The organism is Actinophytocola sp., from assembly GCF_035762905.1.
GTDB lineage: Bacteria > Actinomycetota > Actinomycetes > Mycobacteriales > Pseudonocardiaceae > DASYTH01.
On the sequence record NZ_DASUCC010000148.1, the window covers coordinates 50,426 to 77,007 of the forward strand.

Annotated in this window: 25 protein-coding genes; 8 read left to right on the forward strand and 17 right to left on the reverse strand. The window is 71.5% G+C overall.

Going from position 1 to position 26,582, the window contains the following annotated elements; translation table 11 throughout:
• Positions 1-80 precede the first annotated feature (80 nt).
• Complete coding sequence (locus VFV67_RS32240; protein WP_326474482.1) at positions 81-1,172, forward strand: type VII secretion protein EccE; 1,092 nt, start codon at positions 81-83, stop codon at positions 1,170-1,172.
• A 57-nt stretch (positions 1,173-1,229) separates the two neighbouring features.
• Here the strand turns inward: VFV67_RS32240 and VFV67_RS32245 are convergent, their stop codons facing one another.
• The 3 genes from VFV67_RS32245 to VFV67_RS32255 all read right to left on the reverse strand — a co-directional run bounded on the left by VFV67_RS32245 (position 1,230) and on the right by VFV67_RS32255 (position 4,628).
• The gene (locus VFV67_RS32245; protein WP_326474483.1) at positions 1,230-2,492 is read right to left on the reverse strand and encodes a hypothetical protein; all 1,263 of its coding nucleotides are present in this window, start codon (positions 2,490-2,492) and stop codon (positions 1,230-1,232) included.
• Complete coding sequence (locus VFV67_RS32250) at positions 2,485-3,045, reverse strand: RNA polymerase sigma factor (RefSeq protein WP_414636389.1); 561 nt, start codon at positions 3,043-3,045, stop codon at positions 2,485-2,487. The genes VFV67_RS32245 and VFV67_RS32250 overlap by 8 nt, the downstream gene beginning before the upstream one ends.
• A gap of 77 nt (positions 3,046-3,122) precedes the next feature.
• Positions 3,123-4,628: a UvrD-helicase domain-containing protein gene (locus tag VFV67_RS32255; RefSeq protein ID WP_326474484.1), complete on the reverse strand. Its 1,506-nt coding sequence runs from the start codon at positions 4,626-4,628 to the stop codon at positions 3,123-3,125.
• A gap of 212 nt (positions 4,629-4,840) precedes the next feature.
• Between VFV67_RS32255 and VFV67_RS32260 the strand changes: the two genes are divergently transcribed.
• Positions 4,841-5,296, forward strand: coding sequence for a GNAT family N-acetyltransferase (locus VFV67_RS32260; protein ID WP_326474485.1), 456 nt, complete (start codon positions 4,841-4,843; stop codon positions 5,294-5,296).
• Here the strand turns inward: VFV67_RS32260 and VFV67_RS32265 are convergent.
• From VFV67_RS32265 to VFV67_RS32295, 7 genes are all read right to left on the reverse strand, one after another.
• A complete protein-coding gene (locus tag VFV67_RS32265; RefSeq protein ID WP_326474486.1) occupies positions 5,293-5,724 on the reverse strand; it encodes a S26 family signal peptidase in 432 nt (143 codons plus the stop codon). The genes VFV67_RS32260 and VFV67_RS32265 overlap by 4 nt on opposite strands.
• On the reverse strand, positions 5,721-7,544 hold the full coding sequence (locus VFV67_RS32270) for an ABC transporter ATP-binding protein (protein ID WP_326474487.1): 1,824 nt from the start codon (positions 7,542-7,544) through the stop codon (positions 5,721-5,723). The genes VFV67_RS32265 and VFV67_RS32270 overlap by 4 nt, the downstream gene beginning before the upstream one ends.
• On the reverse strand, positions 7,541-8,071 hold the full coding sequence (locus tag VFV67_RS32275; RefSeq protein ID WP_326474488.1) for a hypothetical protein: 531 nt from the start codon (positions 8,069-8,071) through the stop codon (positions 7,541-7,543). The genes VFV67_RS32270 and VFV67_RS32275 overlap by 4 nt, the downstream gene beginning before the upstream one ends.
• 8 nt (positions 8,072-8,079) lie before the next feature.
• Positions 8,080-8,655 (reverse strand): MauE/DoxX family redox-associated membrane protein, encoded by a 576-nt coding sequence (locus tag VFV67_RS32280; RefSeq protein WP_326474489.1) that lies wholly within the window; start codon positions 8,653-8,655, stop codon positions 8,080-8,082.
• 347 nt (positions 8,656-9,002) lie between these two features.
• The gene (locus tag VFV67_RS32285; RefSeq protein WP_326474490.1) at positions 9,003-9,464 is read right to left on the reverse strand and encodes a hypothetical protein; all 462 of its coding nucleotides are present in this window, start codon (positions 9,462-9,464) and stop codon (positions 9,003-9,005) included.
• Between the two features lie 60 nt (positions 9,465-9,524).
• The gene (locus VFV67_RS32290) at positions 9,525-9,791 is read right to left on the reverse strand and encodes a hypothetical protein (protein WP_326474491.1); all 267 of its coding nucleotides are present in this window, start codon (positions 9,789-9,791) and stop codon (positions 9,525-9,527) included.
• Between the two features lie 271 nt (positions 9,792-10,062).
• Positions 10,063-10,446, reverse strand: coding sequence for an Lsr2 family protein (locus VFV67_RS32295; RefSeq protein ID WP_326474492.1), 384 nt, complete (start codon positions 10,444-10,446; stop codon positions 10,063-10,065).
• 152 nt (positions 10,447-10,598) lie between these two features.
• Between VFV67_RS32295 and recQ the strand changes: the two genes are divergently transcribed.
• On the forward strand, positions 10,599-12,425 hold the full coding sequence (gene recQ, locus VFV67_RS32300; RefSeq protein WP_326474493.1) for a DNA helicase RecQ: 1,827 nt from the start codon (positions 10,599-10,601) through the stop codon (positions 12,423-12,425).
• Positions 12,426-12,738: 313 nt separating this feature from the next.
• Here recQ and VFV67_RS32305 read toward each other — a convergent pair whose 3' ends face one another.
• The 5 genes from VFV67_RS32305 to VFV67_RS32325 form a co-directional block, all read right to left on the reverse strand.
• Positions 12,739-14,253 (reverse strand): CYTH and CHAD domain-containing protein, encoded by a 1,515-nt coding sequence (locus VFV67_RS32305; RefSeq protein ID WP_326474494.1) that lies wholly within the window; start codon positions 14,251-14,253, stop codon positions 12,739-12,741.
• A 91-nt stretch (positions 14,254-14,344) separates the two neighbouring features.
• A complete protein-coding gene (locus VFV67_RS32310) occupies positions 14,345-14,554 on the reverse strand; it encodes an antitoxin (RefSeq protein ID WP_326474495.1) in 210 nt (69 codons plus the stop codon).
• A gap of 60 nt (positions 14,555-14,614) precedes the next feature.
• Positions 14,615-15,454, reverse strand: a complete 840-nt coding sequence (locus VFV67_RS32315; protein ID WP_326474496.1) for a lysophospholipase — start codon at positions 15,452-15,454, stop codon at positions 14,615-14,617.
• Positions 15,451-16,467, reverse strand: coding sequence for an NAD(P)H-dependent glycerol-3-phosphate dehydrogenase (locus VFV67_RS32320; protein WP_326474497.1), 1,017 nt, complete (start codon positions 16,465-16,467; stop codon positions 15,451-15,453). Before VFV67_RS32320 ends, VFV67_RS32315 begins: the two co-directional genes overlap by 4 nt.
• A 110-nt stretch (positions 16,468-16,577) precedes the next feature.
• Positions 16,578-16,814, reverse strand: a complete 237-nt coding sequence (locus tag VFV67_RS32325) for a ferredoxin (protein ID WP_326474498.1) — start codon at positions 16,812-16,814, stop codon at positions 16,578-16,580.
• 46 nt (positions 16,815-16,860) lie between these two features.
• Here VFV67_RS32325 and VFV67_RS32330 point away from each other — a divergent pair, with 46 nt between their 5' ends.
• The 3 genes from VFV67_RS32330 to VFV67_RS32340 are packed head-to-tail and all read left to right on the forward strand — an operon-like array spanning position 16,861 to position 20,515.
• Complete coding sequence (locus VFV67_RS32330; RefSeq protein WP_326474499.1) at positions 16,861-17,439, forward strand: thioredoxin family protein; 579 nt, start codon at positions 16,861-16,863, stop codon at positions 17,437-17,439.
• The gene (locus VFV67_RS32335; RefSeq protein ID WP_326474500.1) at positions 17,436-18,170 is read left to right on the forward strand and encodes a beta-phosphoglucomutase family hydrolase; all 735 of its coding nucleotides are present in this window, start codon (positions 17,436-17,438) and stop codon (positions 18,168-18,170) included. Before VFV67_RS32330 ends, VFV67_RS32335 begins: the two co-directional genes overlap by 4 nt.
• Positions 18,167-20,515 carry a glycoside hydrolase family 65 protein gene (locus VFV67_RS32340; RefSeq protein WP_326474501.1) on the forward strand — a complete coding sequence of 783 codons (2,349 nt, stop codon included), beginning with the start codon at positions 18,167-18,169 and terminating at the stop codon, positions 20,513-20,515. The genes VFV67_RS32335 and VFV67_RS32340 overlap by 4 nt, the downstream gene beginning before the upstream one ends.
• 18 nt (positions 20,516-20,533) lie before the next feature.
• Here VFV67_RS32340 and VFV67_RS32345 read toward each other — a convergent pair whose 3' ends face one another.
• Positions 20,534-22,045: a SpoIIE family protein phosphatase gene (locus VFV67_RS32345; RefSeq protein ID WP_326474502.1), complete on the reverse strand. Its 1,512-nt coding sequence runs from the start codon at positions 22,043-22,045 to the stop codon at positions 20,534-20,536.
• A 189-nt stretch (positions 22,046-22,234) separates the two neighbouring features.
• Between VFV67_RS32345 and VFV67_RS32350 the strand changes: the two genes are divergently transcribed.
• Complete coding sequence (locus tag VFV67_RS32350; RefSeq protein ID WP_326474503.1) at positions 22,235-22,675, forward strand: STAS domain-containing protein; 441 nt, start codon at positions 22,235-22,237, stop codon at positions 22,673-22,675.
• Positions 22,676-23,087: 412 nt separating this feature from the next.
• Complete coding sequence (locus VFV67_RS32355) at positions 23,088-23,393, forward strand: DUF3040 domain-containing protein (protein WP_326474504.1); 306 nt, start codon at positions 23,088-23,090, stop codon at positions 23,391-23,393.
• On the opposite strand, the gene VFV67_RS32360 is transcribed toward VFV67_RS32355, so the two are convergent.
• Positions 23,390-26,392 carry a glycine--tRNA ligase gene (locus tag VFV67_RS32360; RefSeq protein ID WP_326474507.1) on the reverse strand — a complete coding sequence of 1,001 codons (3,003 nt, stop codon included), beginning with the start codon at positions 26,390-26,392 and terminating at the stop codon, positions 23,390-23,392. The genes VFV67_RS32355 and VFV67_RS32360 overlap by 4 nt on opposite strands.
• Between the last annotated feature and the right edge of the window lie 190 nt (positions 26,393-26,582).

Below are 26,582 nucleotides of genomic sequence, written 5' to 3' on the forward strand. Positions count from 1 at the left end.
CAGCTCTGAGACATGCAAACGGAAGTTTCCGGGGGCGTTGACCGATGACAACCGCAGCCGATCCGGCAGCCTCTACAACCGTGACCACCGCGAACTCGGAATGGCCGCGCATTCGGACCGGTTGGCTGCTGCCGATTGGCGTAGGGCAGGTCGCCGTGTGGCAGCTGGCGGCGCTGGCCGTGCTCGCCACGGTGTTCACGTTCGACACCGCGGCCGCGATCGTCGCGGCCGGTGCGGCGGCGGCCGTGCTGGCGACGTCGGTCCGGCTCCGGGGGCTGTGCGGCTACCAGTGGGCGTGGACGGCGCTGCGGTTCCTGCTGCGCCGGCACCGCGGCCCGGTGGCGCCGGCCGCGACGCCGGTCCGGGCGCTGGAGCCGCGACTGACCGTGCACACCCAGATCGACCGGCTGGGCAACCGGACGGCGGTCGCCAGCCTCGACGAGCAGGCGGACTTCGGCGTGACCCTCCGGGTCGCACCGGCCGACCGGCCCGATCCGGCGCGACTGATCTCCTTGCTGCGCAAGGCGTTCGACAGTCAGGACATCCCGCTGAGCAGCGCGCAGCTGGTGGTGTGGGCGATGCCCGGGGTGGCCAACTCCCCGGTGCCGGTCCGGATCTCCTGGCTGGCGCTGCGGTACCGGTTGGCGGAGGCGCCATGGGCGGCCCTGGCCCGCGGCGGCGGAGCCGATGGTGCGCGCCGGGCGGCGGCCAGCGCGGCGCTTCGGCTGGTCAGCGAGCTGGCCACGATCGGTTACGCCGCGTCCGTGCTGGACACCCCGGAGCTGCACCAGGAGCTGTCCGCCGCGCTCGGTACCGACCCGGACATGCTGCGGGCCAACGGATCGGCCACCTACCGCGGTGAGGAGACCTGGCGCGGCTGGTCGATCGGCAAGCTCCGCCAGGCCTGTTTCGTGCCACGCTCGAGGGCCGACGCGCTGAGCCTGATCGGCCGCTGCGTTCCGGAGTCCACCTTCACCACCACCTCGTACGCGTTCACCCGCACCGCCCGCGGCGCGGTCCGGACCACGGCGGTGGCGCGCATCGGCGTGCCGAAGACCCAGTTCTGGCTCACCCCGCACCAGGCCGCCCGCAAGCTCGGCCTGCGCCTGCTCCCCGCCGACGGCCGGCACCGCCGCCACGTCCTGGCCAGCCTGCCGTTGGCGCTGGGCTGAGGGACGGGTCCGGTGATCGTTCACCGGACCCGTCCATACCCCCAGCTGCCGAGCCGCCTACCGGAGCAACGGACGCGAGGCCACGATCCACCTGTCGAAGTTGGAGGCGTCCATGCGGAGGCCGACCGCCCAGACTCCGCTGCCGTCGCGCGCGGTATCCAGATCCTGGAACATCCCGGGGCCGTCGACCGGGGGCGAGACCAGCCGCCACGCTGTTCCGTTCCAGTGCGCGACCCGGAAGTAAGCGCGCGCGTCCGGTCCACCGTTCGGACACGGGACGTTCTGACACATCAACCGGTACCCGGCCACGAACAGCCCGCCGGCGCCGTCGGGGGCGAAGGTGGCGTACCGACCGTCGAGCTCCGCCGGAAGCGGTGCTTCCCGCCAGACGCGACCGTCCCACCGGAAGAATCCCGTGTCGCTCACACCCCACACGTCATCCGGCCCGAGCGCGACCACACCTCGCAGCTTGGGCAGGACCCGCCCGTCCACCGTCGCCGGAATCCACGACCAACCGCTGCCGACGAAGTGCGCGATCAGCGGGTGCGAATCGGACCTGCCGACCGCCCAGACGTCGTCGGCGCCCCGGGCGGAGACGAAGTCCAACGACACCGGGCCTGCTGGAGCGTCCGGGAGGGTCACCGTCGTCCACCGCTGGCCATCCCAGCGGACGAGGAGCGGACCCGCGTCCAAGCTCGGCGTCGGCCCGACCGCCCAGATGTCGTTCGCCGACACCACGGCCACGGAGTCCAGATAGGAGTTGCTTCCCTGCGGCGGAACCGGGACATCCCGCCAGCCAAGGCCGTCCCAGTGCATGGCGAACGGCCGGGCGGTAGGCCCGGAGGTTGCGACGCGTCCGACGACCCAGACGTCGCCCGAGGCGATGGCGGCCAGGTCGAACGGGTGGTGGCCGTCGGGGAGGTCGAACCGCGTCCACCGCTGCCCGTCCCAATGTTCCACACGTCCCCGCTCGCGTAGGCCAACTCCCCCGGGGTCGGGTTCACCAGTGACGCCGGTCGTCCACACGTCGGATGCGCTGACGACGGCGACGCTCGACAGGCTGACCCACTGGGTGTCGGACGACCGAACCGTCCAGTTGCCGGGCACCGCGGGCGGCGGCGGCGGCAGCGGTGCCCCGCCGGGGTGGCCGATCACGACGATCAGCCCGGCGGTCAGGACGGTGGTGGTCAGGGCCGCGGTGGTCACGGCGTGCCGGCGCCTGCGGCGGCTCTTGACCGTGGCGACCACGGCATCCAGGTCGACATGCAGATCCTCGTCGGGCAGCGCGGCAAGCCCGGAGATCAGCTGCTGGTCATTCATCGACGACGACTCCTCCCCGTGCCAGCGGGCGGTCTGCGTCCTGCCGCGTCATGGCGGCGCGCAGGGCGTCCAGGCCCCTGGCCGACTGGCTCTTGACGGTTCCTTCCGAGCACCGCAGGAGTTCCGCCGTCTCGGTCACGGACAGCTGCATCCGGTAGCGCAGGATCACCGCGGCGCGTTGGCGGGCCGGAACCTGTTCGAGGGCGCGGCGAAGACGTTCGCTGAAGGCGTCCCGCTCGGTCAGCGCGGCCGGGTCGGACCGTTGGTCGCCGACCTCGGGCAGGACGCCGGTGCCGCTCTCGGCCCGCCGCCACGGCCGCCGCTGCTCGTTCAGCCAGACCCGCAGCAGCGTCTTGCGGACATAGGCGTCGGCGTACTCCGGCCGGCGGATCTTCGGCCACGCCCGGTACAGCTTCATCAGGCAGGTCTGCACCAGGTCCTCGGCCAGATGCCGGTCACCGCACAGCGAGTAGGCCAACCGGCCCAGCGGCGGGATCACCGTGGCGGCGAACCGCCGAAACTCCTCCTCGCCCCTCGCATCACGCAGGCTCACGGTTCCTACACACCGGCCGGCCCCCGAAGGTTGCATCGGACCCGGAATAGGTGCGGCGGTTCAGGCAACGGTGATGGTCACCTGTCCTGCCCGAAGCTGCCGCCCCTCTGGTCGGGGTTTCCGTCGGGGTGGCGGTTGATCCAGGCCAGGCCGCCGAGGTCGAGCCGGTGCCGGGCCCGGGTGACGGCGACGTAGGCCAGCCGTGCCTCGGCGGCGTCGATCCGGCCGGGCAGCGGTTCCCCGGTCCGGTCGACCTCGTGCGGATCGTCCGGCTCCGGCTCGGTGAAGTCGTTCGCGATGCGCACCGTGGACCACTCCCGGCCCTTTGCCTTGTGCACGGTGGAAACCGTGACGTCGGCCAGGTTCTCCGCGGAAAGCCGGCCGAGCACGTCGAGCACCACGTCCACCCCGTGCTCGTCGATGACGTCGACGAACGGCTGCAGGTCGCGCCCGTCCGGGTCGTGCTCGACGTAGTCCTGAACCTCGCCCCAGGACGAGAACAGCAGCAGTTCGGGATGGTTGGTGCGGCGTCCGGTCTTGAGCTCCTGGGCCGCGATGGCGAGGTCGGACAGGGTGTCGCCGCGGCCGACCAGCGCCACCCGGAAGCCGGAGCCGAGCAGCGTGAGGATCTCGGCCATCGCGCCACCGTTGGTACGGCACAGAATCGCGTCCGGCCGGTCCACCCGGCCCACACCGCTGTCGATGGTCGGCGACCCGTGCAGGCGGATCGACGCTCCGGCGATCGCCAGCCACCGGTTCGCCTCGCGGGCAACGCCATCGCCGAACCGGAACGAGTGCGACAGCGTGAGCTGCCGGCCGGCGAACCCGGTCATCACGTCCCGGGCGCCGCGCCAGCCGTAGATGGCCTGGCCGGAGTCGCCGACCATGACCAGTTGGGCGTGGCCGCGTTGCGCGTTGAACACCCGCTCCAGCACCGGGTTGGTGTCCTGCGCCTCGTCCAGCATCAGGAAGTTCTTCCTGATCTCCGGCTCGGTGAGCGCCCACATCTTCAGGTAGTGGTCGGGTTTGAACTTGACCCGGCCACGTTCCGGGTTCTGCAGGTCCGCCCAGATCCGCCGGGCGTAGGGCAGGACCACGTCGGCCAGTTGGTCGTGCAGGTGCTCCTCACCGATGCCCTTGAGCCAGGGCACGTGCTGCGGACCGATGACGGCGTCGGCGGACTGGCAGTACCGGAGCACCGTCTCCTGGGCGGCGAAGCACAGCCCGCTCGCGGTGATCTTGCGCTCGCCCAGCCGCAGCTCGACGTTGATGCCGAACAGCGCGGCAAGTTTGGCGCTGGACATGCGCGGGGCGCCCAGTCGGTCGCGATACCGGTGGCCGACGGCGTGCCAGGCGATACTGTGCGCGGTGGAACACTTGACGTTGTCCGGAAAACTGCTCCGCGCCTCGGTTGCGATCGATTTGTTGAAGGCGAGGTAACGTCCCCACCGGCGGGTACTGGCGGCCAGCATTCGCAGGGTCGTGGTTTTCCCGCTTCCCGCCCCGGCCTGCAGCACCAGGTGATCCCCTGAGCCGAAGGCCGCCACCGCCGCCTCCTGCTCCGGAGTAGGCCCCTCCGCCATTCCCGCTCCTCCCATCGCCAACCGTGATCAAACCGCCAACCTGGCCGAAGGTCAACTACTCGGCCGGCACCAATGGCGAAACAATGGCGCCAGGGACCGGAACGGTAATGCCGGCAGAACGGCGGGGAGTGCGATCATCATTGGCGCTGGGAAGTTGAGTACACGGTGGACGGTACTGTGGACACCGACGGGTCAGTGGGAAGGAGGGCCGGGTGCGGATCGTTGTGGACGATCTGTCCGGGACGGAGATCGCCGAGTTCCTGAACGAGCACGTTCGGGAGATGCTGTCCATCACACCGCCGGAGAGCAAGCACGCGCTCGACCTCGACGGGCTGCGCCGCCCGGAGGTCACCTTCTGGTCGATGATGGACGGCGACGTGCTGGTCGGCTGCGGCGCGATCAAGCGGCTGGACGCCGAGCACGCCGAGCTGAAATCGATGCGGACCGCCACGACGCGCAAGCGCGGTGGGATCGCCTCGCGGCTGCTCGAGCACATCCTGGCCGAGGCCAGGCGGATGGGGTTCACCCGGATCAGCCTGGAGACCGGCTCGGCCGACTTCTTCCGGCCGGCCAGGAGCCTGTACGAGAAGTACGGGTTCGGCTACTGCGAGCCGTTCGGCGACTACCGGCTCGACCCGCACAGCGTGTTCATGACCCGAGCACTCTAGGCGAGCCGGCGGACCACCCGGCCGAGCACCAGGTCGGGGGTCAGGTAGCCGAACTGGCGGGAGTCGATGGCACCGACGGGGTTGTCACTGAGCAGGACCAGCCGGTTCGGGGGGACGTGGGCCGCGCCGTCGACGGCGGGAGCCACGGCCGACGGCACCGGGTCGCCGGGCAGGGCGGCGACGCGTTTGATCAGCCACGGGCGGTCCCGGGGGCCGACGACCCTGGGCATTCCCGGCAGCCGGACGACGACGATGTCGCCGACGGCCAGGCGATGCACCGGAGTGCGGCGCAGCAGCACCCGGTCACCGTCGGTGAGAGCGGGGCACATGCTGTCACCGCGCACGGTGACGGCGACCCAGCGGTGCGCGGCCAAGCGGCCGGCGGCCACCGCCGCGAGGGCGAAACCAAGCAGCGCGAGCATCTTCATACCCGGGTTCCGTAGCCGGCGGCCTGCATGGTGAACAGCCGCGCGTAGTTTCCGTTGGCGGACATCAGATCCTCGTGCGTGCCGGACTCGGCCACCCGGCCGTCGACCAGAACGGCGATCCGGTCGGCGTCGCGGACCGAGCCGAGCCGGTGCGAGATCAGCACGCTGGTCCGGCCGGCCCGGTGCGCGGCCAGCTCGGTGTGGATCGCGTGCTCGGCCTCGGCGTCAAGACCGGACGTCGGCTCGTCGAGGATGAGCAGGTCGCGGGCGTCGCGCAGAAACGCCCGGGCGAGCGCGACCCGCTGCCACTGGCCGCCGGAGAGCAGCACCCCGGTCTCGGCGTCGGCCTTGTCCTCCTCGCCGGAGAACATCCGGGTCAGCAGGGTGCGATAGCCGCGCGGCAGGCCGGCGAGCACCTCGTCCACCCCCGCGCGCCGGGCCGCGCGCCGCACCGGCTCGAGCCGGTCGCCACCGAGGTCGCCACCAACGTCGACCGCGCCGTCCACGCCGCCGAGCGCGATGTTCTCCCGCGCGCTCAGGTCGTAGCACATGAAGTCCTGGAACACCGCGCTGATCCGGCGGCGCAGCTCGGCCAGGTCCAGCTCGCGCAGGTCGACCCCGTCCCACAGCACCGCACCGCGGGTCGGGTCGTAGAACCGGCACAGCAGCTTGACCACCGTGCTCTTGCCCGCCCCGTTGTGCCCGACCAGTGCCACCGACTGTCCACAGGGGACGAACAGGTCGACACCCCGGAGCACCCAGGGATGGTCGTCGCCGTACCGGAACCAGACGTCGCGCAGCTCGATCCCGCGACGCAGCGGCATCGACGTCACCGGCGCCGCGGGCACGGGCAGATCCGGCCCGGCCCTGGTCACCACCCGGTAGTGCTCGAACAGCAGCAGCGCTTGGTGGGCCATGGCGAACTGGTCGACGATCGCGCCAAGGGCGGTCTGCACCCCGGCGACGGCGGCGATGAACACCGCGACGTCCCCCACGCTCAGCCGGCCACTCCCGGCGGCGAGGATCGCCCACACCAGACCCCCGCCGGCCACCACGGCGCTCAGCGCTCCGAGCGCGCTCTGCACCCTCAGGTCGCGGCGGTCCAGCGCTCGGCGCACCGCGTCGGCCCCGCCCAACTCGGCCAGCATTCGCCGGCGAAACAGCGGTCCGAGACCGAACAGCCGAGCCTCCTTGGCCGCCTCCAGACTGATCAGCAGCTGGGCATAGAAATACTCGCGGCGCTCGGCCGGGCTGATGTCGGCCATGGCCGCCGCCCGCCGCCGGCTCAGCCGCAACTCCATCACCAGTGCCGGACCGGCCGCGACCACGGCGACGACCGCCATCGGGGCGCTCACCGCGGCCAGCGCCGCAAGGAACCCGGCCATGCTGATCGCCGCCTGGGCGGCGGCCAGGCCGCTGTCCACGATCGCCGCCGGCCCGACCCGGCTGTGCTGCTGCGCCAGCGCCAGCCGGTCGTGGAACGATGGATCCTCCAGCCGGGTCAGCCCGCCGAGCCGGCCGGCCGCGGCGAACAATCGATCCTTGGTACGCAGCCCGACCCGCCGGCCCAGCTCCAGCCGCAGGTACCTGGCCGCCTGGGCGACCAGCACGAGCAACACGCCGGCCGCGGCCAGCGCCCCGGCCAGGCCGGTGAGCCCACTCGGCTCCGCGACGGTGACGCCGTCCAGCACCAGTTTGGTCAGCCAGGCGACCAGCACCGGGATCAGCCCGCCGAGCACCGTGGTCAGCACGATGCCGATCAGCACCGCGGGAGCGGCGCGCCAGGCCAGCGCCAGTGCCTCTCCGGCGCCGCGCCTCATACCGTGGCGAGGCTGGGCAGATCCGTTGCCCGGTACCCGGTGGCGGTCACGATCCCGTCGGTGTCGACCGTCGCCATCGCCGGCAAACCTCTGACCTGCAACAGGGTCGCAAGTGGACCGTCATACGGTTCGACCACCACGTCGGCGACCGGAAGAAGGTCGGCGACGATCTCGCGCACCTCTTCGGGTGCACCGACGGCCACCGCGAGCACACGACCGGCGAAGGCCTCGGCATACTCGACGAAACCCGGCAGGTAAAGGGCGCAGGACGGGCAACCGGACGAGAAGAACCCGATCAGCAGCGGTCCGGAGTCCGGCGCGACGGCGCCGGAAACGGTCCTGGCCGACAACTCGGGCAGCGGCGAACCGACGGGCAGCATCGTCTTCTCCATCGCGGCGCCATGCTGCAGCGCCTTGGCGATGAGCTCCGCGTGCTCGCGCAGGCGGCGGATCACGCCCAGCGTCAGGATCAGGTCCACGGCGAGCAGCACACCGATCAGAACCAGTGCGGCGGTGAGGAAAGGCATGGGGGCTCCTATCGGGAACCTCGCGCCGCATCCCGCGGTGCGGTGGCGCGGAACAGCGCGAGCAGATCGTCGAAGCGGACCACGAGGATCGCGGCCAGCGCGCCGCACCCGGCGGCCAGCCCGGCCCCCGGGATGGTCAACGCGCCCGCGGGCGCCAGTGCTCCGGTGACGGCGAACGCGAGCAGGATCAGGTTGCGCACGATGTGGGCCGGTCCGAGCGGCGTGTCGTGCGCTCCGAAACAACGGCAGGTGGCGCGCACCCCGCGCGCCACCAACAGTCCGATCGCCACGGTGAATACCACCAGAAGCGTTGCCACGCCGAGAAAGCCCAGGAGCAGCACGGCGCGGCCGGGGGGAAGACCGGACGCCGCGAAAGCGGCGCCGGCGCCCAGCGCGGTGACGACCCCCAGTTCGGCTGTCGCCACCGCTGCCGCGGCCCAGCCACGCCAGCCGCGAGGCAGAAGACTCAGCGGGCCCGCCGTGGCCGCGAAAACACGCAACCGGGTCCGACCGAGCTTGCCCCACGCGGATACCAGAAATACCCCACCCAGCGCGACGGCACAGAAGAGGCCGAGGTGGTTCACCGGATAGTTAGCACTGGGCCAGCGTGCAAAGGAAGCACTGGCATGTCTCACATGCCCTGAAGCTGTAGTACTTGCCACGACAGCCACAGAAAATGCCGGTGCACTGCGCGGCGGCGGCCTCGGCGTTCACCTTGGGCACCAGTCTTGTCAGCATCCGGTCCCCGAGGTTCCCCAGTCGTACGAGCACATTTCCTCCTTCGGTCCACGGGCCGAGGGTCGGCGAAACAAAGTTCCGCGATTTCCCCAGACCCCAGAGCGGAACGAGGTACATAGTGCGCCGAACGGGAGCACGTGTCAACGGTTGTCGCCCTCAGTGTCCTTTGTGGACTATGTGGCGACTTGCCGGCTCACTGGCCGTGATTCGATCCCTGTTCGAGGGCGCCACCGAGCCTGGTCTGCAGCGCGAGCATGTAGTCGCGGTCGTTTCCGGACAGGGTCCAGCGGTTGCCGACCAGATACACGCCGCCGTAGTCCTTGGAAAGGTCGACCCAGGCGCGCTGCCCCTCGGCGGTGTCGAAGTCGAGCAGGATCAGGTTGGTTCCGGACGCCTTGCAGTTGGCCTGGCGGAAGTCCGCGCCCTTGATCGGCGAGGTCGGCGTGCAGCCCACCTCGGCGGCCAACTGGTCCACGGTCAGCTGCTCGGAGGGCATCGCGTTGGCGGCGTCGGCCGGCGTCGCGGCCGGGCCGTGCCCAGCACCGTGCGGCCCGACGCCGGCAGCGCCCGAGCCGCATCCGCTGGTCAGCAGCATCACCGCGGCCGCGACGGCCGGCAGTGCGCACGCCAGAACCCGACGTCGTGTCCGCCTCACGCTGACGAATACGGATCGCGGGCACGGGTCGTTCAAATCAGCCGGAGGGTCACCGGCCGGCTACGCGGCGTTGTCGACCCGGGCGGGCGGCTCGGCGGCCGCCTTGTCCTCCACGCCCTTGCCGGCCGGGCGCACCTGGCTGCGGGTCAGGAACGTCAGGATCGCGGCGGTGAGGGCGAGGGTCAGGCCGGTCTGCTCGCTGGTCCAACTGATCACGCCGAAGCCGAGCAGCGCGGCCAGGGTCGCCTGGACCAGACCCTGGGTGGCCACGGGCTCGGACTTGACTCGGTCGACCATCCTGCCGACCACGGTCCGCTGTGCGTTCATGATGTGCCTCCTGCGCCTCCTACGGATAACAAGAGGCACTGGCGGCGCGGCTGATACATCCCCGTGCGGGTGACCCGAGCGAATGCTCACTCCGCGCCGGCCGCCGGTTCCACGGAATGGCGCGGCGCGGACCAGATGTGTCCGTACACAGTCGGATATGCCGGACGGCGACAAGCTCGCGATTCGGTTGGCTACTACGGTCCCGTCCGAGACGCCCGTTATCGCTTACCGCCCCGCGCTATTGTCGCCGCCCGGCAGTTCTGGAACGGATCTAACCCTTCCGGCCGCGCTTGCTCTTTTTGGCGTGCGCCTCTTCGAAGGCGGCAATGACGTTGGCCGGTATACGCCCGCGCTCGGCGAGGTCGTAGCCGTTCTTCTTCGCCCATTCGCGGATGGCTTTGGTCTGCTCCTTGCTCCGTGTGTCGCCCGCCCGGACCGGGGTCGTGGACGGGGTGGTACCACGCCTGACCCGCCCTCCGACCCGCCGGGCGGAGTCCACGTAATCGGCCAGGCTCTCGCGTAGCCGGTGCGCGTTTTCGGCGCGTAGGTCGATCTCATAGCTCACGCCGTCCAGCGCGAAGGTTACCGTGGAAACATCGTCACCCGGTATGCCGTCCAAGTCGTCGACGTACTGGACGAGGACTTTCTGGGCCATCGGTTCAACTCTTTTCTTCGAGTCAGAAGGGTCGCGCACTGTGGAATGGCCGCGGTGATCACCGCGCTTGTCGACAGCTTACGCGACTCTTTTTTCGTTTCGCTAGTCGGGCGTCCACAGTGGCCTCGGACCACCCAAGTAGAATCGCCGCCGTGACCGGTCCTGGAACCAGTTCGGAACTGAACGACGCTTTACGGGTGCTGCAGCGGGTCTTTGGCTTCGACGCGTTCCGCGACGGCCAGCGGGCCATCGTCGAGCACCTCATCGGCGGCGGCGACGCACTCGTGCTGATGCCGACCGGGGGTGGGAAGTCCATCTGCTACCAGGTGCCCGCGCTGGTCCGGGACGGTGTCGGAGTGGTGATTTCCCCGCTCATCGCGCTGATGCAGGACCAGGTGGACGCGCTGCGGGCGGTCGGGGTGCGCGCGGATTTCCTCAACTCGTCGCAGGATCCCGGCCAGCGTCGCGCGGTCGAGGCGGCCGCCTTGGCCGGCGAGCTGGATCTGCTCTATCTCGCTCCGGAACGCCTGTCGGTTGAGTCAACAATGCGGTTCCTCGACCGGTGCCGGATCGCGCTGTTTGCCATCGACGAGGCGCATTGCGTCGCGCAGTGGGGACACGACTTCCGGCCCGACTACCTAGCTCTTTCGGCACTGCACGAGCGCTGGCCGCAGGTCCCGCGGATCGCGCTGACCGCCACGGCCACCGAGGCGACCCGGCAGGAGATCGCCACCCGGCTGGACCTCGGCGACGCACTGCACCATGTGGCGAGCTTCGACCGGCCGAACATCCAGTACCGGATCGTGCCGAAACAGGACCCGAACCGGCAGCTGCTCGAGCTGCTGCGCTCCGAGCACGCCGGTGACGCCGGCATCGTCTACTGCCTGTCCCGGGCGTCCACCGAGAAGACCGCCGAGCTGCTCGCCGCCAACGGCATTCCGGCACTGCCGTACCACGCCGGTCTGGACGCGCGGACCCGGGCCACGAACCAGGCCAGGTTCCTGCGCGAGGACGGCCTGGTCATGGTCGCCACGATCGCGTTCGGTATGGGCATCGACAAGCCCGACGTGCGCTTCGTCGCCCATCTCGACCTGCCCAAGTCGGTCGAGGGGTACTACCAGGAGACCGGCCGGGCCGGGCGCGACGGCCTGCCGTCCACCGCCTGGCTGACCTACGGCCTCGCCGACGTCGTGCAGCTGCGCAAGCTGATCGACACCTCGGAGGGCGACGCGGCGCACCGCCGCCGGCAGTCCCGACACCTGGACGCCATGCTCGCCCTGTGCGAGACCGTGGAGTGCCGCCGGGTGCAACTGCTCGCGTACTTCGGCCAGACCGGCGAGCCGTGCGGCAACTGCGACACCTGCCTGTCGCCGCCGGAGACCTGGGACGGCACGGTGCCGGCGCAGAAGGTGCTCTCCGCGGTGTGGCGGCTGGGCCGGGAGCGCCGGCAGAAGTTCGGCGCCGGGCATCTCATCGACATCCTGCTCGGCCGGAACACGCAGAAGGTGACCCAGTTCGGGCACGACTCGCTGTCGGTCTACGGCATCGGCACGGAGCTGAACGAGAGCGGCTGGCGCGCGGTGTTCCGCCAGCTGCTGGCGCGGAGCCTGCTCGCGGTCGAGGGCAACTACGGCACGATCGTGCTCACCCCGGACAGCGAGGCGGTGCTGCGCGGCCAGCGCGAGGTGCTGATGCGCCGCGAGCCCGAGCGGATCGCCAAGGCCAAGCGGGAGGCGACCGCGGCCGCCGAGCTACCGGCCGCCGCCGCGCCGGTGTTCGAACGGCTGCGCGCCTGGCGGGCGGCCACGGCCAAGGAGCAGGGCGTGCCGGCCTACGTGATCTTCCACGACGCCACGCTGCGCGAGATCGCCATCCGCTCCCCCGCCACGCTGGCCGAGCTGAGCACGGTCAGCGGCGTCGGCGAGGCCAAGCTGGCCCGGTACGGCGAGCAGATCCTGGCCGAACTGGCGCAAGACTGAGCATGCTCGGATTCGATTCCGCACCGGCAACTCCCCGATCCCCAACCGGCCGTCCAGTTGCCGGAATCGACAACTCGCCGAACGTGCACCCGACCTTCGGCGAGTCCCCACCCCGAGCAACCCAACCACCCCCTCCAGACCCGCGAGTCCCCCATCCACCGCGAGTCCCCACCTCCAGCAACCGAACCACCGGTACCCGGTCGGCGAGTCGCCGACTCATGCGCGAGTCCCCACCCCGGGCAACCGGGCCCAAGGGGCCGGGTCGGGCAACCGGATCAGGCGGCCGGCTCGGGTCGCCGGACTGCCGGTCCGGTCACCCTGACCGGCGGAACCAGGCGCGGCGCTTCTTCTTCGCTGCCCGGCGCCATGCGGGCCACAGGTCGCGGTAGGCGCGCTCGGCGGCCCGTTCCTCCCGGCCGTACAGCATTCCGAAGCTGAACCCGTTCTCGCCGGACAGGTGCGCCTGCATGCCGAGATCGCGAAGCACCGGCCGGGCCACCACGCTGTCCTGGAACTCGCCGAGCACCCGGGTCAGGCCCTTGGCCCGCTTCCGGGTGCGCCGGGCCGGCTTGCCGATCACCGGAGCCACCGCCTCGACCCCGTACCGGAACCGCTTGGCGGCCTTGCGCAGGTCGTGCGTCGCCCGGTCCCGCTCCGGCCCGGCCGGCATCGACCGCACCTTTCGGGCCCGGCGGGCGACCTTGCGGTACGCCCGGCGGATGTGCCGGGGCAGCTCCGTCCTGGCCGGGCGGGTAGCGGCCGGGGTGAACGGCGGGTCGGTCACCATGCCCTCGATCGCCTCGAGCAGCCGCAGGTACCGCCGGCCGCGCAGGGTGCGCAGCACCGTGCTCCGCCCGGCCGCCTCGGCCGGGCCGAAGTGCCGGGTGAGCCGGCCGGTGACCGGTCCGATCAGCAGCTCGGCGGGCAGCGCGCGGGCCGCGTCCTGGAACCGCTCGTACCGCACCTCGACGTCGCGCGCCGGGCCGAGCCGCCGGGCCACCCAGCGCAGCTCCGCCTCGATCCCCCTGGTGCGCTCCCGGTCGACGATCCGCCCGAACACCCGCAAGGCGCTGCGCATCCTGCGGGTGGCCACCCGCAGCCGGTGCACGGCGTCCGCCGTGCCCTTGCGAGCCAGCAGGTCGCAGCGGGCGATCGTCTCGGCCTGGGCGCGCAGGTAGGCCCGCACCACCTCGCCGGCAGTACCGGCCGGGCCGGCCGGCACGGGCGCCAGGTCCAGCACCCGGTGCAGCTTGGAACCGGACGCCGAGCGCCGGATCCCGGCCGCGTCCAGCCGCCGCTCGGCCGCCTCGAGCAGCGCCGGCCCGGCCGCTCCGGCCAGTTCGATCTCCAGTTCCCGCCAGCTGCCGGCGGACGCCGTCCGGCCGGCCGGGCAGGCGGTCACCCGGTCGTCGGTGACCTCGGCGAGCACCCCGTCCGGGCCGAGCAGCAGTCGCCGGTCACGCTGGGTGGTAAGCGTGGCGACCGGAACCAGCCGGGCGCCGCGGGTGTAGGCGGTGACCAGGTCCACCAGCTCGGCCGGGGGCTCGTCGTCCCGCTCGCCGAGCGGAAGCCGGGTCTCCTCCCGGGTGTCCGCTCCGGCCGGCGCCTTGAGGTGCCAGCCCGCATCCGGCCCGCCGGTGCGCCGGCGCAGGGTCAGCCCGGACCGCGCGAGCCGCAGGTCCTCGGTGTCGAAGTAGACCGCGTCCAGCCGTTCGGTCGGACCGTCGGAGGCGGCGACCACGCCGGGAAGCCCATCCAGGACCGGCACCTGGGTTTCCGGTGCCAGGTCGTACTTGCGTTCGGTCTCGGTGTGGGTGGTTGCCGCCATGCCCGTGGAGTACCCAGCACACCGCGCCGGGAACACAACCGCCGCCCGTGCTCATCGAGCGCGGGCGGCGGCTGGACCAGGGAGTCCGGGGTCAGGAACGGGCGACCTTGTCGGTGGCCGTTTGCACCTTCCGGATCGCGTCATCGACCTTGCCGTGGTACTTGCCCTTGGTCCGCTTGTTGATGAAGCGGCCGGCCTGCTCGGCGACCCGGTTGACCTTGTCCGGGTTCTTCTTGACGTACTGCCTTGCCGCGCCGGCCGCGCCGGCGACGACGGTCAGCTTGCGAAGCAGCTTTGCCATGTTCGTCCCTCCTGTTCCACTCCCTATCAAGTTACCCGGAAGGATTCATGGCGAAACCGATCAGCCGTGCTCCTTGAGCCATACCACTATGTCGTCGAACACGCTGTCCTTGTCCGGCTCGTTGTGCAGCTCGTGGTACCAGCCGTCGTAGAGCTTGTGCGTGATGTCGGTGGACCCGGCCCGATCGGCGACCAGCTTGGTCCCGCTCGGCGCGGTGAGCCGGTCGGCCGAACCGTGCAGCAGCAGCAACGGCATCGTCAGGGTGGCCAGCCGGGAGCGGACCGCCTCGGCCGCGGCCAGCATCTCGGCCCCGGTCCGGGCCCGGATCTTGCCCCGGTAGTTCAGCGGGTCGGCGTCGTAGGCGCGGACCACCTCGGGGTCGCGGCTCACCGTGCTGGCGTCGAGCCGGATGGTGCCGAGGTTCGGCGCCACCGCGGACAGCCCCCGACCGGCCAGCCGCGCCACCTTCGGACCCACCGCGATGTCCACCGCGGAACTGGTCAGGATCATGCCGCGCAGCTCGGCCGGGCGGCCGGTCGTGGCGTAGACCAGGGCGACCAGCCCGCCCATGCTGTGGCCGTACAGGAACACGGCCTTGTCCGGGTGTCGCTGCGCCGCGCTCCTGATCATGGTCTCCAGGTCCACGACCACCTGGGCCATCCGGTTGATGTTGCCCCGGGTGCCCTCCGACTTGCCGTGCCCGCGGTGGTCGGCCGCGTACACCGCGTAGCCGTCCGCGGCCAACCGGTTCCCGACGTGCGCGTACCGGCCGCCGTGCTCGGCCAGCCCGTGCACGATCACCACGACCGCGGTCACCTCGCCGGCCGGAACCCAGCCCTGCCAGTAGATCTGACCGCCGGCCGCGCCGGCGAACCGTCCCTCGACGTGTTCCGTGGTCACCAGGCCTCCCCGTGCATCTCGTGTCCGGGAACCTTACGCAACAGGCCGCGGTAGGCCTCGAACACCGGCTGGCCGTGGTTGAGCACCGAATCGACCTCCCGGGCGATCGGCATGTCCACGCCGTGCTCGGCGGCCAGTTTGAGCACCACCGAGCTGGTCTTGACGCCCTCGGCCACCTGCTTCATCTCGGCGATGATCTGCTCCAGGTCCTTGCCCCTGGCCAGCTCGTAGCCGACGTGCCGGTTGCGTGACATCGGGCTGGTGCAGGTGGCGATCAGATCGCCCATGCCGGCGAGCCCCGCGAAGGTGTCCGCGTGGCCGCCCATCGACACGCCGAGCCGGGCCAGTTCGCGCAGCGACCGGGTGATCACCATGGCCCGGGTGTTGTGCCCGGCCTCCAGACCGTCACCGAACCCGACCGCGATCGCGAACACGTTCTTCAGCGCCCCGGCCAGCTCGACGCCGATCACGTCGGTGCCGGTGTAGACCCGGAACAGCTTGGTACGGAACAGATCCTGCAGCATCTCGGCCGAGCGCAGGTCGGGCATCGCGATCGTGGCCGCGGCCGCGTAGCCCTTGACCACCTCCTTGGCGATGTTCGGACCGGCAAGCACGCCCGCCGAATGACCCGGCATCACCTCGCCCACGATCTCGGTCATCCGCCGCCGGGTGCCCTGCTCGAGGCCCTTGACCAGGCTCACCACCGGGATCCACGGCCGCACGTGCTCGACCACCTCGGTCAGCACCGAGCGGAACGACTGGGCCGGCACCGCCATCGCCAACACGTCGGCCGAGCGCACCGCCTCGGCCAGGTCCGCGGTCGCCCGCAGCGCCGGGGTGAGCTGCGCATCGCCGAGGTAGCGGGTGTTGGTGTGCTGCTCGGTGATCTCCCTGGCCGTGTCCGGATCCCGGGCCCACAGGATGGTCTCGGTGTTGAGCGCGGCCAGCGAGGCGACGGTGGTTCCCCAGGAACCACCGCCGAGCACCGCAACCGACGGCGGGCGCCTGCTCATCGGCCCACCACCTCGCAGGCTCGGTGCCGTCTCGGCCCGCCGACTCGCAAGCTCGGCGGCGGTGCAGTGCTCATGGACTCGCTCGCAAGCTCGCTCATCGGCGTCTCCTCTCAGTACGGTTCCGGCGCGACGACCCGACCGTCGGCCGTCGAGGTCACCATGATCGCCTCCACCGGGCAGCTCTCCGCCGCCTCCACCACGTCCTCGTCGTCCGGGTCGATCTCCTCGGCCAGCGGCGTCGAGTAGCCGTCGCGCAGCTCGAAATGCTGCGGCGCGACCGCGACACACATGCCGCTGGCCTGACAGGTAACCCGGTCCACGCTGATCCGCCACCGTTCCTCAGACACGATGTCCCTTCCTCTCCGCACCGGGCGACCCGAGTACGGTCGGTTCATGGTCGCTGTCGAATCCACGATGCTCCCGCTCGGTACCCAGGCTCCACCGTTCGCGCTGCCGGATCCAGCCGGGCACACCTGGTCACTCGACGACATCGCCGGCGCCCGGGGCACCCTGGTCGCGTTCGTCTGCAACCACTGCCCGTACGTGCGGCACATCGCCCCCCGGCTCGGCGTCGTTGCGGCCGGGTGGATCGAGGCGGGGATCGGGGTGGTCGGCATCAACAGCAACGACGCCACCTCCTACCCGGACGACCGGCCGGACCGCATGGCAACGCAGGCGGTCGAGTGGAACTGGACTTTCCCATACGTGACCGACGAGGACCAGTCCGTAGCGCGCGCCTACCGCGCGGCCTGCACCCCGGACTTCTTTCTCTTCGACGCCGACCGCGCGCTGGTCTACCGCGGCCGGTTCGACGCCGCGCGGCCGAGCACCGCCGCCCCGGTCACCGGCGACGAGCTGGACGCGGCCGTGCGCGCGGTGCTCGCCGGCGCCGCGGTGCCCGCGGAGCAGTGGCCGAGCATCGGCTGCAACATCAAGTGGAGGGCGGGCAACACGCCGGCCTGGTTCGGATGATCGGCCTGCCGGACCGCATCCGCGCCGTGCTGTTCGATCTGGACGGCGTGCTGACCGGCACGGCCGCCCTGCACCGGGAGGCCTGGCGGGACACCTTCGACGAGTTCCTGCGGTCTCGCGACCCCGAGCACTTCGTGCCGTTCAGCGACCGGGACTACGCCGAGTACGTGGACGGCCGGCCGCGCGCGGACGGCGTGCGCACCTTCCTGGCCTCCCGCGGGATCACGCTGCCCGAGGGCACCGGCGACGACCCGCCGACCACGAACACGGTGCACGGCGTCGGCAACCGCAAGAACGAGCTGGTGCGGAAGATCATGGCCGAGCGCGGGGTGAGCCCGTATCCCGGATCGCGGCGCTATCTGGCGGCGGCGCGCGACGCCGGGCTCGGGATCGGGGTGGTGACCTCCTCGGCCAACGGCGCCGCCGTGCTCGACGCGGCCCAGCTGACCCCGTTCATCCAGACCCTGGTCGACGGCACGGTGATCACCAGGGACGGGTTGCGCGGCAAGCCGGCGCCGGACTCGTTCCTGGCCGGCGCCCGGGCGCTCGGCGTGGCACCGGCCGACACCGCGGTGTTCGAGGACGCGCTGGCCGGGGTGGCGGCCGGCCGGGCCGGTGGGTTCGGCTACGTGGTCGGGGTGGACCGGGCCGACCAGGCCGCCGCACTGCGCGAGCACGGCGCGGACGTGGTGGTGTCCGATCTGGCGGACCTGCTGGAGCTCCACTCATGAGCTTCGAGATCGCGCCGTGGGAGCTGCGCTGGTCCGGTCTGGACCTGAACGCGTTGAAGCGCACCGAATCCATCTTCGCGCTGTCCAACGGGCACATCGGCATGCGGGGCACGCTCGAGGAGGGCGAGCCGCGCGGGCTGCCCGGCACCTACCTCAACGGGTTCTACGAGGAGCACCCGCTGCCCTACGCCGAGGCAGGTTACGGCTACCCGGAGGCCGGCCAGACCGTGGTGAACGTGACCGACGGGAAGATCATCCGGTTGCTGGTCCAGGACGAACCGCTCGACGTGCGCTACGGCCGGGCCGCCGAGCACCACCGGGTGCTGGACTTCCGCTCCGGCACGCTGCGCCGGGTCACCGAGTGGGAGTCGCCGACCGGCCGGCGGGTCCGGGTGAGCACCGAGCGGATGGTGTCGTTCCAGCAACGATCGGTCGCCGCCATCCGGTACACCGTCGAACCGCTGGACGGCGAGCTGCAGCTGGTGGTGCAGTCGGATCTGCTGGCCAACGAGCCGGTTCCGCGGCTGACCAACGATCCCCGGGTGGCCGCCGCGCTGTCCGCCCCGCTGTGCTCGGAGTTCGCCGCGGGGTACGGCGCTCGCGCGGTGCTGGTGCACCAGACCAGGCGGTCCGGCCTGCGGGTGGCCGCCGCGATGGATCACGAGCTGGAGTGCGGGGACGGGATGCGCACCGACATCCACGTCGAGGAGGACCTGGCCCGGCTCACCGCCGCGGTGGACATGTGCGCCGGGGACCGCTTGGTGGTGACCAAGTATCTCGGGTACGGATGGTCGGCCCGGCGCTCCGCACCCGCGCTGCGGGCCCAGGTCGACGCGGCGCTGTCCGGCGCGCTGCAGACCGGGTGGGACGGTCTGCTCGCCGAGCAGCGCTCGTTCCTCGACGACTTCTGGGCCACCGCGGACATCGAGCTGGACGGCGATCCGGAGCTGCAGCAGGCCGTGCGGTTCGCGCTGTTCCACGTGTTGCAGGCCGGGGCCCGCGGGGAGAGCCGGGCCATCCCGGCCAAGGGGCTGACCGGGCCCGGCTACGACGGGCACGCCTTCTGGGACACCGAGACGTTCGTCCTGCCGGTGCTCACCTACACCATCCCGGAGTCGGCACGGGACGCGCTGCGCTGGCGACACTCCACTGTGGACACCGCGCGGGCCAGGGCGGAGGCGCTCGGCCTGCACGGCGCGGCCTTCCCCTGGCGGTCGATCAACGGTGCCGAGTGCTCGGCGTACTGGCCGGCCGGCACCGCGGCGTTCCACGTCAACGCCGACATCGCCGACGCCACCGTGCGCTACCTCGACGCCACCGGGGACGAGGAGTTCGCCGCGGAGCACGGCGTCGAGTTGCTGGTGGAGACCGCACGGCTGTGGGCCTCGCTCGGCCACCACGACATGCACGGCGGGTTCCGGATCGACGGGGTCACCGGACCGGACGAGTACACCGCGGTCGTGGACAACAACGTCTACACGAACCTGATGGCCGAGCGGAACCTGGCGGCCGCGGCGGACGTGTGCACCCGGCATCCGGACCAGGCCGAGCGGCTCGGGGTGACCGAGGAGGAGGTGACCGCCTGGCGCGCGGCGGCCGGCAAGATGGTGATCCCGTACGACCCGGTCCTTGACGTGCATCCGCAGTCCGAGGGGTTCACCGAGCACGCCGAATGGGACTTCGACCGAACCCCGCCCGAGGCGTATCCGCTGCTGCTGCACTTTCCGTACTTCGATCTCTACCGACGGCAGGTGATCAAGCAGGCCGACCTGGTGCTGGCCCTGCACCTGCGCGGCGACGCGTTCACCGACGAGCAGAAGGCGCGTGACTTCGCCTACTACGAGGAGCGCACGGTCCGCGACTCGTCCCTCTCGGCGTGCACTCAGGCCGTGGTCGCCGCCGAGGTGGGTCATCTCGACCTGGCCTTCGACTACTTCGCCGAGGCGGCGTTCACCGACCTGCACGACCTGCACGAGAATGTCCAAAATGGACTGCACATCGCCTCCCTCGCCGGCGCCTGGATCGCCACGGTGGCCGGCTTCGGCGGGATGCGCGACCACGCCGGCCGCCTCAGCTTCGCGCCGCGGCTGCCCGGCGCGCTGCGCCGCATCGTGTTCCGGATGACCTACCGGTCCAGTCGGTTCGCCGTGGAGATCGACCGCGATTCGGCCACCTACCAGCACATCGCCGGCCCCGACGTGGACACCGCCCACCACGGCGAGCGGCTCACCATCACCGCCGGGGCCCCGGTCACCAGGCCGATCCCGCCGGTCCCCAGCCACCCCGCCCCCCGGCAACCGGCGAACCGCACCCCGCGCCGTCGCGTTCCGCCCGCGGCGCAGTAGCCACGGGCGGGCGGCCGCTCACCCCAGAACCGGGAGCACCTCGACGACCATGTCCAGGCCGCTGACCGCCAGCACGTCCCGGACCGGGCTGGCGTCGGCGGCGACCAGCCGGATGGTGCGCTGAGCCGAGATCAGCTGGCCGGCGTGCTCGTAGAGGGTGCGCAGCCCGGCGCTGGCCAGCAGGGTGACGTCGTCCAGCACGATGGTGAGCGGGAGCCAGCCGCGGCGTTCGACGTCGATCAGGCAGGCGTGCAGTTGCTCCACGCTGCTCGAGTCGACGGTGCCGGCCACCGAGACGACGACGGACTCGGGCTCGACGCTGACCTCGATCCGGATGTCCGGCTGCTCCGGCCGGCGCTCCCGGGCCGGCGCCATGCCATCGGTGAAGACCGGGCGGTGCAGCGCCTTTTCCAGTGCCACGGTCGTGCCACCGTCCGAAGTGGTCAGTCTCAGCACGTCGGTGAACTCGCGCATCATCACCAGGCCCCGGCCCCGGAAGCCCGGATTGGCGCGCGGCGGTTTCCACCGGCCGTCGTCGCTGATCTCCACGCTGAGGGTGCCGTCCCGGTCCAGCCCGGCCGCCACCCGGACCACGCCCGCCGGGCCGGAGTAGGCGTGCTCGATCGCGTTGGTCACCGCCTCCACGACGCTGAGCTCGAGGGCCAGCAGGTCGTCCGGTCCGGCTCGCAGGCCGTAGAGCCAGCTGGAGAAGCGCTTGCGCACACCACTGAGCTGGTCCGGGGTGGCCGGCACGGCTAGAGCCAACGGCTCGGGCTGCACGGACAGCACGGTCGCGGCCACCACGCTGATGTCGTCCAGCCGGCCGTACTCGCCGCCGGACACCGCCGCGCACACCGCCTCGGCGATCATCCGCTCGCCGGAGGTGTTGCGCTGCACCACGTCGGTGACCTGCCCGGCCAGTTCGGACAGCCCCTTGGCGATCGTGCTGCCGAGCCGTTCCACCGCGCCGTCCGAGTAGAGCACCAGCGTGTCGCCGGTGCCCAGCTTGTCGGCGGCCACCTGATACCGGTTGCCGAGCAGGGCCAGCGGTGAGCCGGTCGCGGCGGACAGGTACCGGGTCGAGCCGTCCGGTCCGACCACCAGCGGTGGCGGATGGCCGCGCACCGCGTAGTGCACCGAACGGTTGGTTCGGTCGAACACCGCCACACACACCGTGCCGCCGCGGGCACCCGGCGAGCTGGCGGCGAACGCGTCCAGGGCGAGCAGCACGTCGTCGAGACCGTTGCCGCGGCGCAGCCGCTCGGCCGCCACCGCGCGCAGCTGTCCCATCACCGCCGACGCCATCGCGCCATGCCCGACCACGTCGCCGACCAGGAGACCGACCGTGTCCCCCGGCATCGGCACCACGTCGAACCAGTCACCGCCGGCGAGCGTGGGCTCCTCGGCCGGGCGGTACTCGGCGGCCAGGCTCACGTCCGGCAGCACCGGCAGACCCCCGGGCAGCATGGCTCGCTGCAGCTCGAGCATCACCTCACGCTCGGCGATCACCCGCGGTTCGTCGAGGTCCACCAGCCAGCGCCCTCCTCCAGCTACCGAGCTGAAGCCACACCTCATCTGGTGGGTACCCGGCCGAGCGCGGACTCAAACCACAATGCGCATCCGACCCTCGCGTTTTGAGCCCCGGACGGTCCGCTCTAGGGTGAACGTGGACGTTGACCTGACCGTGTGTTGTGTCGTGTGTGCCTACGGGAGGCAGAGGTGCAGAAGCCAGCCAACTCCGGGACCGGGCCGGACGGCGCCGGTGCCGAGGCCGGCCCGGTGCGCGCGCTGAGCGAGACGTCCCCGGCCAGCCAACAGATCAAGGTCGAACTGCACCGCGCGGATGGCGGCGCGGTGGTGCTGGAGGTCACCGGTGAGATCGACCTACTCACCGCGAGCTACCTCGGCGAGCGGCTGCGGGATCAGCTCCAGCCGGAGAACCCGGTGCTCGTGCTGGACCTCACCCAGGTGAGCTTCCTCGGCAGCGCGGGGTTGGCCGAGATCGTGGCGGTGTCCCAGGCCGGGGCGGACAGCGGCTCCCGGCTGGTGCTGGTGGCCACCAACCGCGCGGTCCTGCGGCCACTGGAGGTCACCGGCCTGTCCTCGCTGCTGGCCGTGTACGAGACGGTGGCCGCCGCACTGACCGCCAACCAGCCGTAGCGTCCCAGGAGACGATCACGGGAACCGGTCGGGCTCGACCCCGGTTCGAGCCCGACCGGCCGGCGGCCTCGGCGATCGCCGGGCCGGAGAGAGACCCGGTTCGCCGCAGCAAAACCGGGGCAGCTCTAGGTCGGCCGGTTACCGGCGATCCCACGGGCGCCCTTCGCCCCTCGCGGAGCGAATCCCAGCAAGGGTCTGTTCTGGCAATACCTCGACGACTGCGGACCAAACCCGCCATCCAGGGCAATCTCGCACGACCGAACGGTCTATTCGTCCACTGTGGACGTTGATCGTTGCTCTACTTGGACGCCAGTGGTCACGGCTAGGTTTCAGTTGGGGCCCGATGGGTTACACCGACCTCCGTAACAACAGCCGGCGGCTGCGCCGCCCTTGCTCAGGAAGGCCTGGGCCTATGCTGAGTCAGTACGACCGGCAGCAGCTGGAAATGATTGCCAGCCGGCTGCGGATGGACGACCCCGACCTTGCCAAGGCGCTGCGTGACGGCAAGCCTCGGCCCAACCCGCCCAACCGGCGGTGGCCGTTCGTCCTGCTCGGTGTGCTTGCCGGGCTGGTATTCGTGGCCGGCGTGCTGGTGGCGTCGTTCGTGTTCATGTTCGCCGGTGCGCTCGCCATGTCGCTGATCGTGGTGAGCTACCGCAAGTTCGGCCGCAAAGCCCCGCGAGTCCAGGTGTCGCGCCGCCGGCCCCAGCCGTACTAGGCCGCGGACCCCTCCAGGCTGTTGCCGAGTGCCTGCCAGTCGAGCACCGGCGCGGCCACGTCCCGGATCCCGGCCAACAGCCCCAACCGCGCCGCCCGTAGCTCCGGATCCTCGGCCATCACCAGGATCTCGTCGAAGAACGTGTTGACCGGCGCGGTCAGCGCGCTCGCCGCGCTGATGAACTCCGCGAGCGACCCGCTCCCGGCGCCGAGCGCCACGCGCAACTCCACCAGCCGCTCGTGCAGCACGCGCTCCGCCGGCTCGGTGAGCCGGCCCGGGTCGTCGCTCGCCGCCGTGTCCGGCGGAACGATCCGGCGCACCCGCTGCAGCGCCGCAACCAGCCCGGCGAGTTCGGCGTCGCCGACCCGCGCGGTCAGCTCGGCCAGCGTCTCGTCGGCCGCGGCCGGGGCACCGGAACGCGGCAACACCGCGGCCACCAGCCGGTGGTCGTGCCCGGCGTCGAGCAGCTGCTGCTCGTAGCGGCGCACCACGAACTCCGCCACCTCGGCCAGGGTCTCCCCGGTGACCTCTATCCCCTGCGCCCGCACCTGCTCCGCGGCCGCGGCCAGACCCCGCTCCAGGGTCACCGCGCGCAGTGCCGGATGCGCCCGCAGAATCGCCACCACCCCGCTGGCCGCCCGGCGCAGGCCGAACGGATCCGAGCTGCCGGTCGGCGCCGCGCCCACCGCGAACAGCGAGACCAGCAGGTCGAACCGGTCGGCAAGGGCAAGCAGGGCACCCGGTCCGGTCGCCGGCGGGGCCTCGCCGGCCGACCGCGGCCGCTCCATGTCCAGCAGCGCCGCCGCCACCGGCTCCGGCTCGCCGGCCCGAACCGCGTACTCCCGGGCCATCACGCCGGCCAGGCTGGTCAGCTCGATCACCATCTGCGAGGCGAGGTCGAACTTGGCCAGCTCCGCTGCCCTGGCCAGGGTGGCCCCGTCCCGCTCGGACACGCGCGCAACGGTGCCGAGCTCGCCGGCCAGCGCGCCGATCCGGCGGGCCCGGTCGGCCATCGAGCCGAGCCGCTCCTCGAAGGCCAGCTTCTCCAGACCCGCCTTCATCGCCTCCGGCGTCACCTTGAGATCGGCCCGCCAGAAGAAGCTCGCGTCCTCGTACCGGGCCCGCAGCACCGCCTCGTAACCGGCCCGCACCGCGTCCCGGTCGCACGCGCCGTTGGCCACCGCGACGAAGTGCGGCAGCTGCGCACCTCCGGCGTCGCGCACCGGCAGGTAGCGCTGGTGCTTGCGCATGACCGTGGTCAGGATCTCCTGCGGCAGCTCGAGATAGCGCGGGTCGAAACCGCCGAGGATGGCCACCGGCGCTTCGACCAGGTTGGTGATCTCGTCGAGCAACGCCGGCTCCGCGGCCGGATCGAAGGCGCCACCGGCCGAGGAGGCCAGCTCGGTCGCCGCCGCCACGATCGCGGCCCGGCGGACCGCCTGGTCGGCCACGATGCCGTGCCGGTCGAGCAGCTCGAGGTACTTGTCCGCGGAGTCGATCTCGATCACCGGCGGCTCGGCGGTGCGGTGCACCCGGGTGGTCCGGCCGGCCCGCAGCGCCCCGGCCGACACCGGGACGACCACGTCCCCGAGCAGCGCCACCAGCCAGCGCACCGGGCGGGTGAACGCGAGCCGCGGGTCGCCCCACCGCATGTTCTTCTCCGCGCGCAGCTCGGTCACGATCTCGCCGAGCACCGCGCTGAGCACCTCGGCGGCGCCTCGGCCGGGGTCGGTCACGGTGACCCCGACGTAGCTCACCCCGTCCAGGTCCAACCGGTCCAGCTCGGTGACCGGCACGCCCTGGCCCCTGGCGAACCCCTGGGCCGCCCTGGTCGGCTCGCCGTCCGGTCCGAACGCGGCCGACTCGCGCGGACCGCGCACGGTCCGCCGGGCGTCCGGCTCGGCCGGCTGCACCGCGTCCACCAGCGCCACCACCCGCCGCGGGGTGGCGTGCACGGCGATCTCCCCGTGCCCCAGCCGAGTTCCGGCCAGCTTCGCGGCCAGCGCCGCGCGCACCGCGGCCGCGGTCCGGGTCACCTCGTGCGGCGGCAGCTCCTCGGTGCCGATCTCGAACAGCAGCGTGCGCGGCTCGGCCACCACGGGGAACTCGGTCGGCGCCGGCGCGGGCGGCGGCAGCTCGGCCAGACCGAGCGGGTGGCCGAGCTCGGTGCGCCGCTCCGACCAGAGCTTGGCGACCTCCCGGGACAGCCCGCGCATCCGGGCGAACGCCCGGGCCCGCTCGGTGGTGCTGACCGCCCCTCGGGCGTCCAGCACGTTGAACGTGTGCGAGCACTTCAGCACATGCACGTGCGCCGGCACGGGCAGCCGGGCGTCGAGCATTCGGCGCGCCTCGTGCGCGTAGTCCTCGAACAGCCGGCGCTGGGTGGCCACGTCGGCGTCGTCCAGGTAGTACCGGCTCATCTCGTACTCGGCCTGGCCGAACGCCTCGCCGTAGCTGATTCCCGGCGCGTAGGCGATGTCCTTGAAGTGACTGACGTTCTGCAACGCCATGATGATCCGCTCGATGCCGTAGGTGATCTCCACCGACACCGGGTCCAGGTTCAGCCCGCCGGCTTGCTGGAAGTAGGTGAACTGGGTGATCTCCAGCCCGTCCAGCCACACCTCCCAGCCCAGCCCCCAGGCGCCGAGCGCGGGCGAGGCCCAGTTGTCCTCGACGAACCGGACGTCGTGCGCGTGGATGTCGATCCCGAGCGCGGTCAGGCTCTCCAGGAACAGCTCCTGCGGGTTGCCCGGGTCCGGCTTGAGCACGACCTGGAACTGGGTGTGCGTCTGCAGGCGGTTCGGGTTCTCGCCGTAGCGGCTGTCGTCGGGGCGCACACTCGGCTCGACGTACGCGACCCGCCACGGCTCGGGACCCAGCACCCGCAGGATGGTGGCCGGGTTCAGCGTGCCGGCTCCCACCTCGGTGTTGAACGGCTGCACCACCATGCAGCCCCGGTCGGTCCAGTACTTCGTCAGCGCAAGCAGCGCGTCCTGCATGGTGAGCACGACAACAACCTCGGGTTCGGTATGGGGATCTCAAGACCCTGGTGGCCGGGCTCACCACCGGGATCGACCTCCGAAGTCTATTAGCCCTCACCGCGTGCTCGCGCCACGCGTCACCGACCGACCACCCAGCGCCTCCGGAACGCCGGCGCCGGTGTTCCGATCAGGCGATTTCGTGGAGGTG

Bases quoted from the DNA above. Each gene is read 5' to 3' on its own strand.
- VFV67_RS32245 (WP_326474483.1), bottom strand. From the start codon at position 2,492: ATGAATGACCAGCAGCTGATCTCCGGGCTTGCCGCGCTGCCCGACGAG.
- VFV67_RS32255 (WP_326474484.1), bottom strand. From the start codon at position 4,628: ATGGCGGAGGGGCCTACTCCGGAGCAGGAGGCGGCGGTGGCGGCCTTC.
- VFV67_RS32265 (WP_326474486.1), bottom strand. From the start codon at position 5,724: ATGAAGATGCTCGCGCTGCTTGGTTTCGCCCTCGCGGCGGTGGCCGCC.
- VFV67_RS32270 (WP_326474487.1), bottom strand. From the start codon at position 7,544: ATGAGGCGCGGCGCCGGAGAGGCACTGGCGCTGGCCTGGCGCGCCGCT.
- VFV67_RS32275 (WP_326474488.1), bottom strand. From the start codon at position 8,071: ATGCCTTTCCTCACCGCCGCACTGGTTCTGATCGGTGTGCTGCTCGCC.
- VFV67_RS32290 (WP_326474491.1), bottom strand. From the start codon at position 9,791: ATGAACGCACAGCGGACCGTGGTCGGCAGGATGGTCGACCGAGTCAAG.
- VFV67_RS32295 (WP_326474492.1), bottom strand. From the start codon at position 10,446: ATGGCCCAGAAAGTCCTCGTCCAGTACGTCGACGACTTGGACGGCATA.
- VFV67_RS32305 (WP_326474494.1), bottom strand. From the start codon at position 14,253: ATGGCGGCAACCACCCACACCGAGACCGAACGCAAGTACGACCTGGCA.
- VFV67_RS32310 (WP_326474495.1), bottom strand. From the start codon at position 14,554: ATGGCAAAGCTGCTTCGCAAGCTGACCGTCGTCGCCGGCGCGGCCGGC.
- VFV67_RS32320 (WP_326474497.1), bottom strand. From the start codon at position 16,467: ATGAGCAGGCGCCCGCCGTCGGTTGCGGTGCTCGGCGGTGGTTCCTGG.
- VFV67_RS32330 (WP_326474499.1), top strand. From the start codon at position 16,861: ATGGTCGCTGTCGAATCCACGATGCTCCCGCTCGGTACCCAGGCTCCA.
- VFV67_RS32335 (WP_326474500.1), top strand. From the start codon at position 17,436: ATGATCGGCCTGCCGGACCGCATCCGCGCCGTGCTGTTCGATCTGGAC.
- VFV67_RS32340 (WP_326474501.1), top strand. From the start codon at position 18,167: ATGAGCTTCGAGATCGCGCCGTGGGAGCTGCGCTGGTCCGGTCTGGAC.
- VFV67_RS32355 (WP_326474504.1), top strand. From the start codon at position 23,088: ATGCTGAGTCAGTACGACCGGCAGCAGCTGGAAATGATTGCCAGCCGG.
- VFV67_RS32360 (WP_326474507.1), bottom strand. From the start codon at position 26,392: ATGCAGGACGCGCTGCTTGCGCTGACGAAGTACTGGACCGACCGGGGC.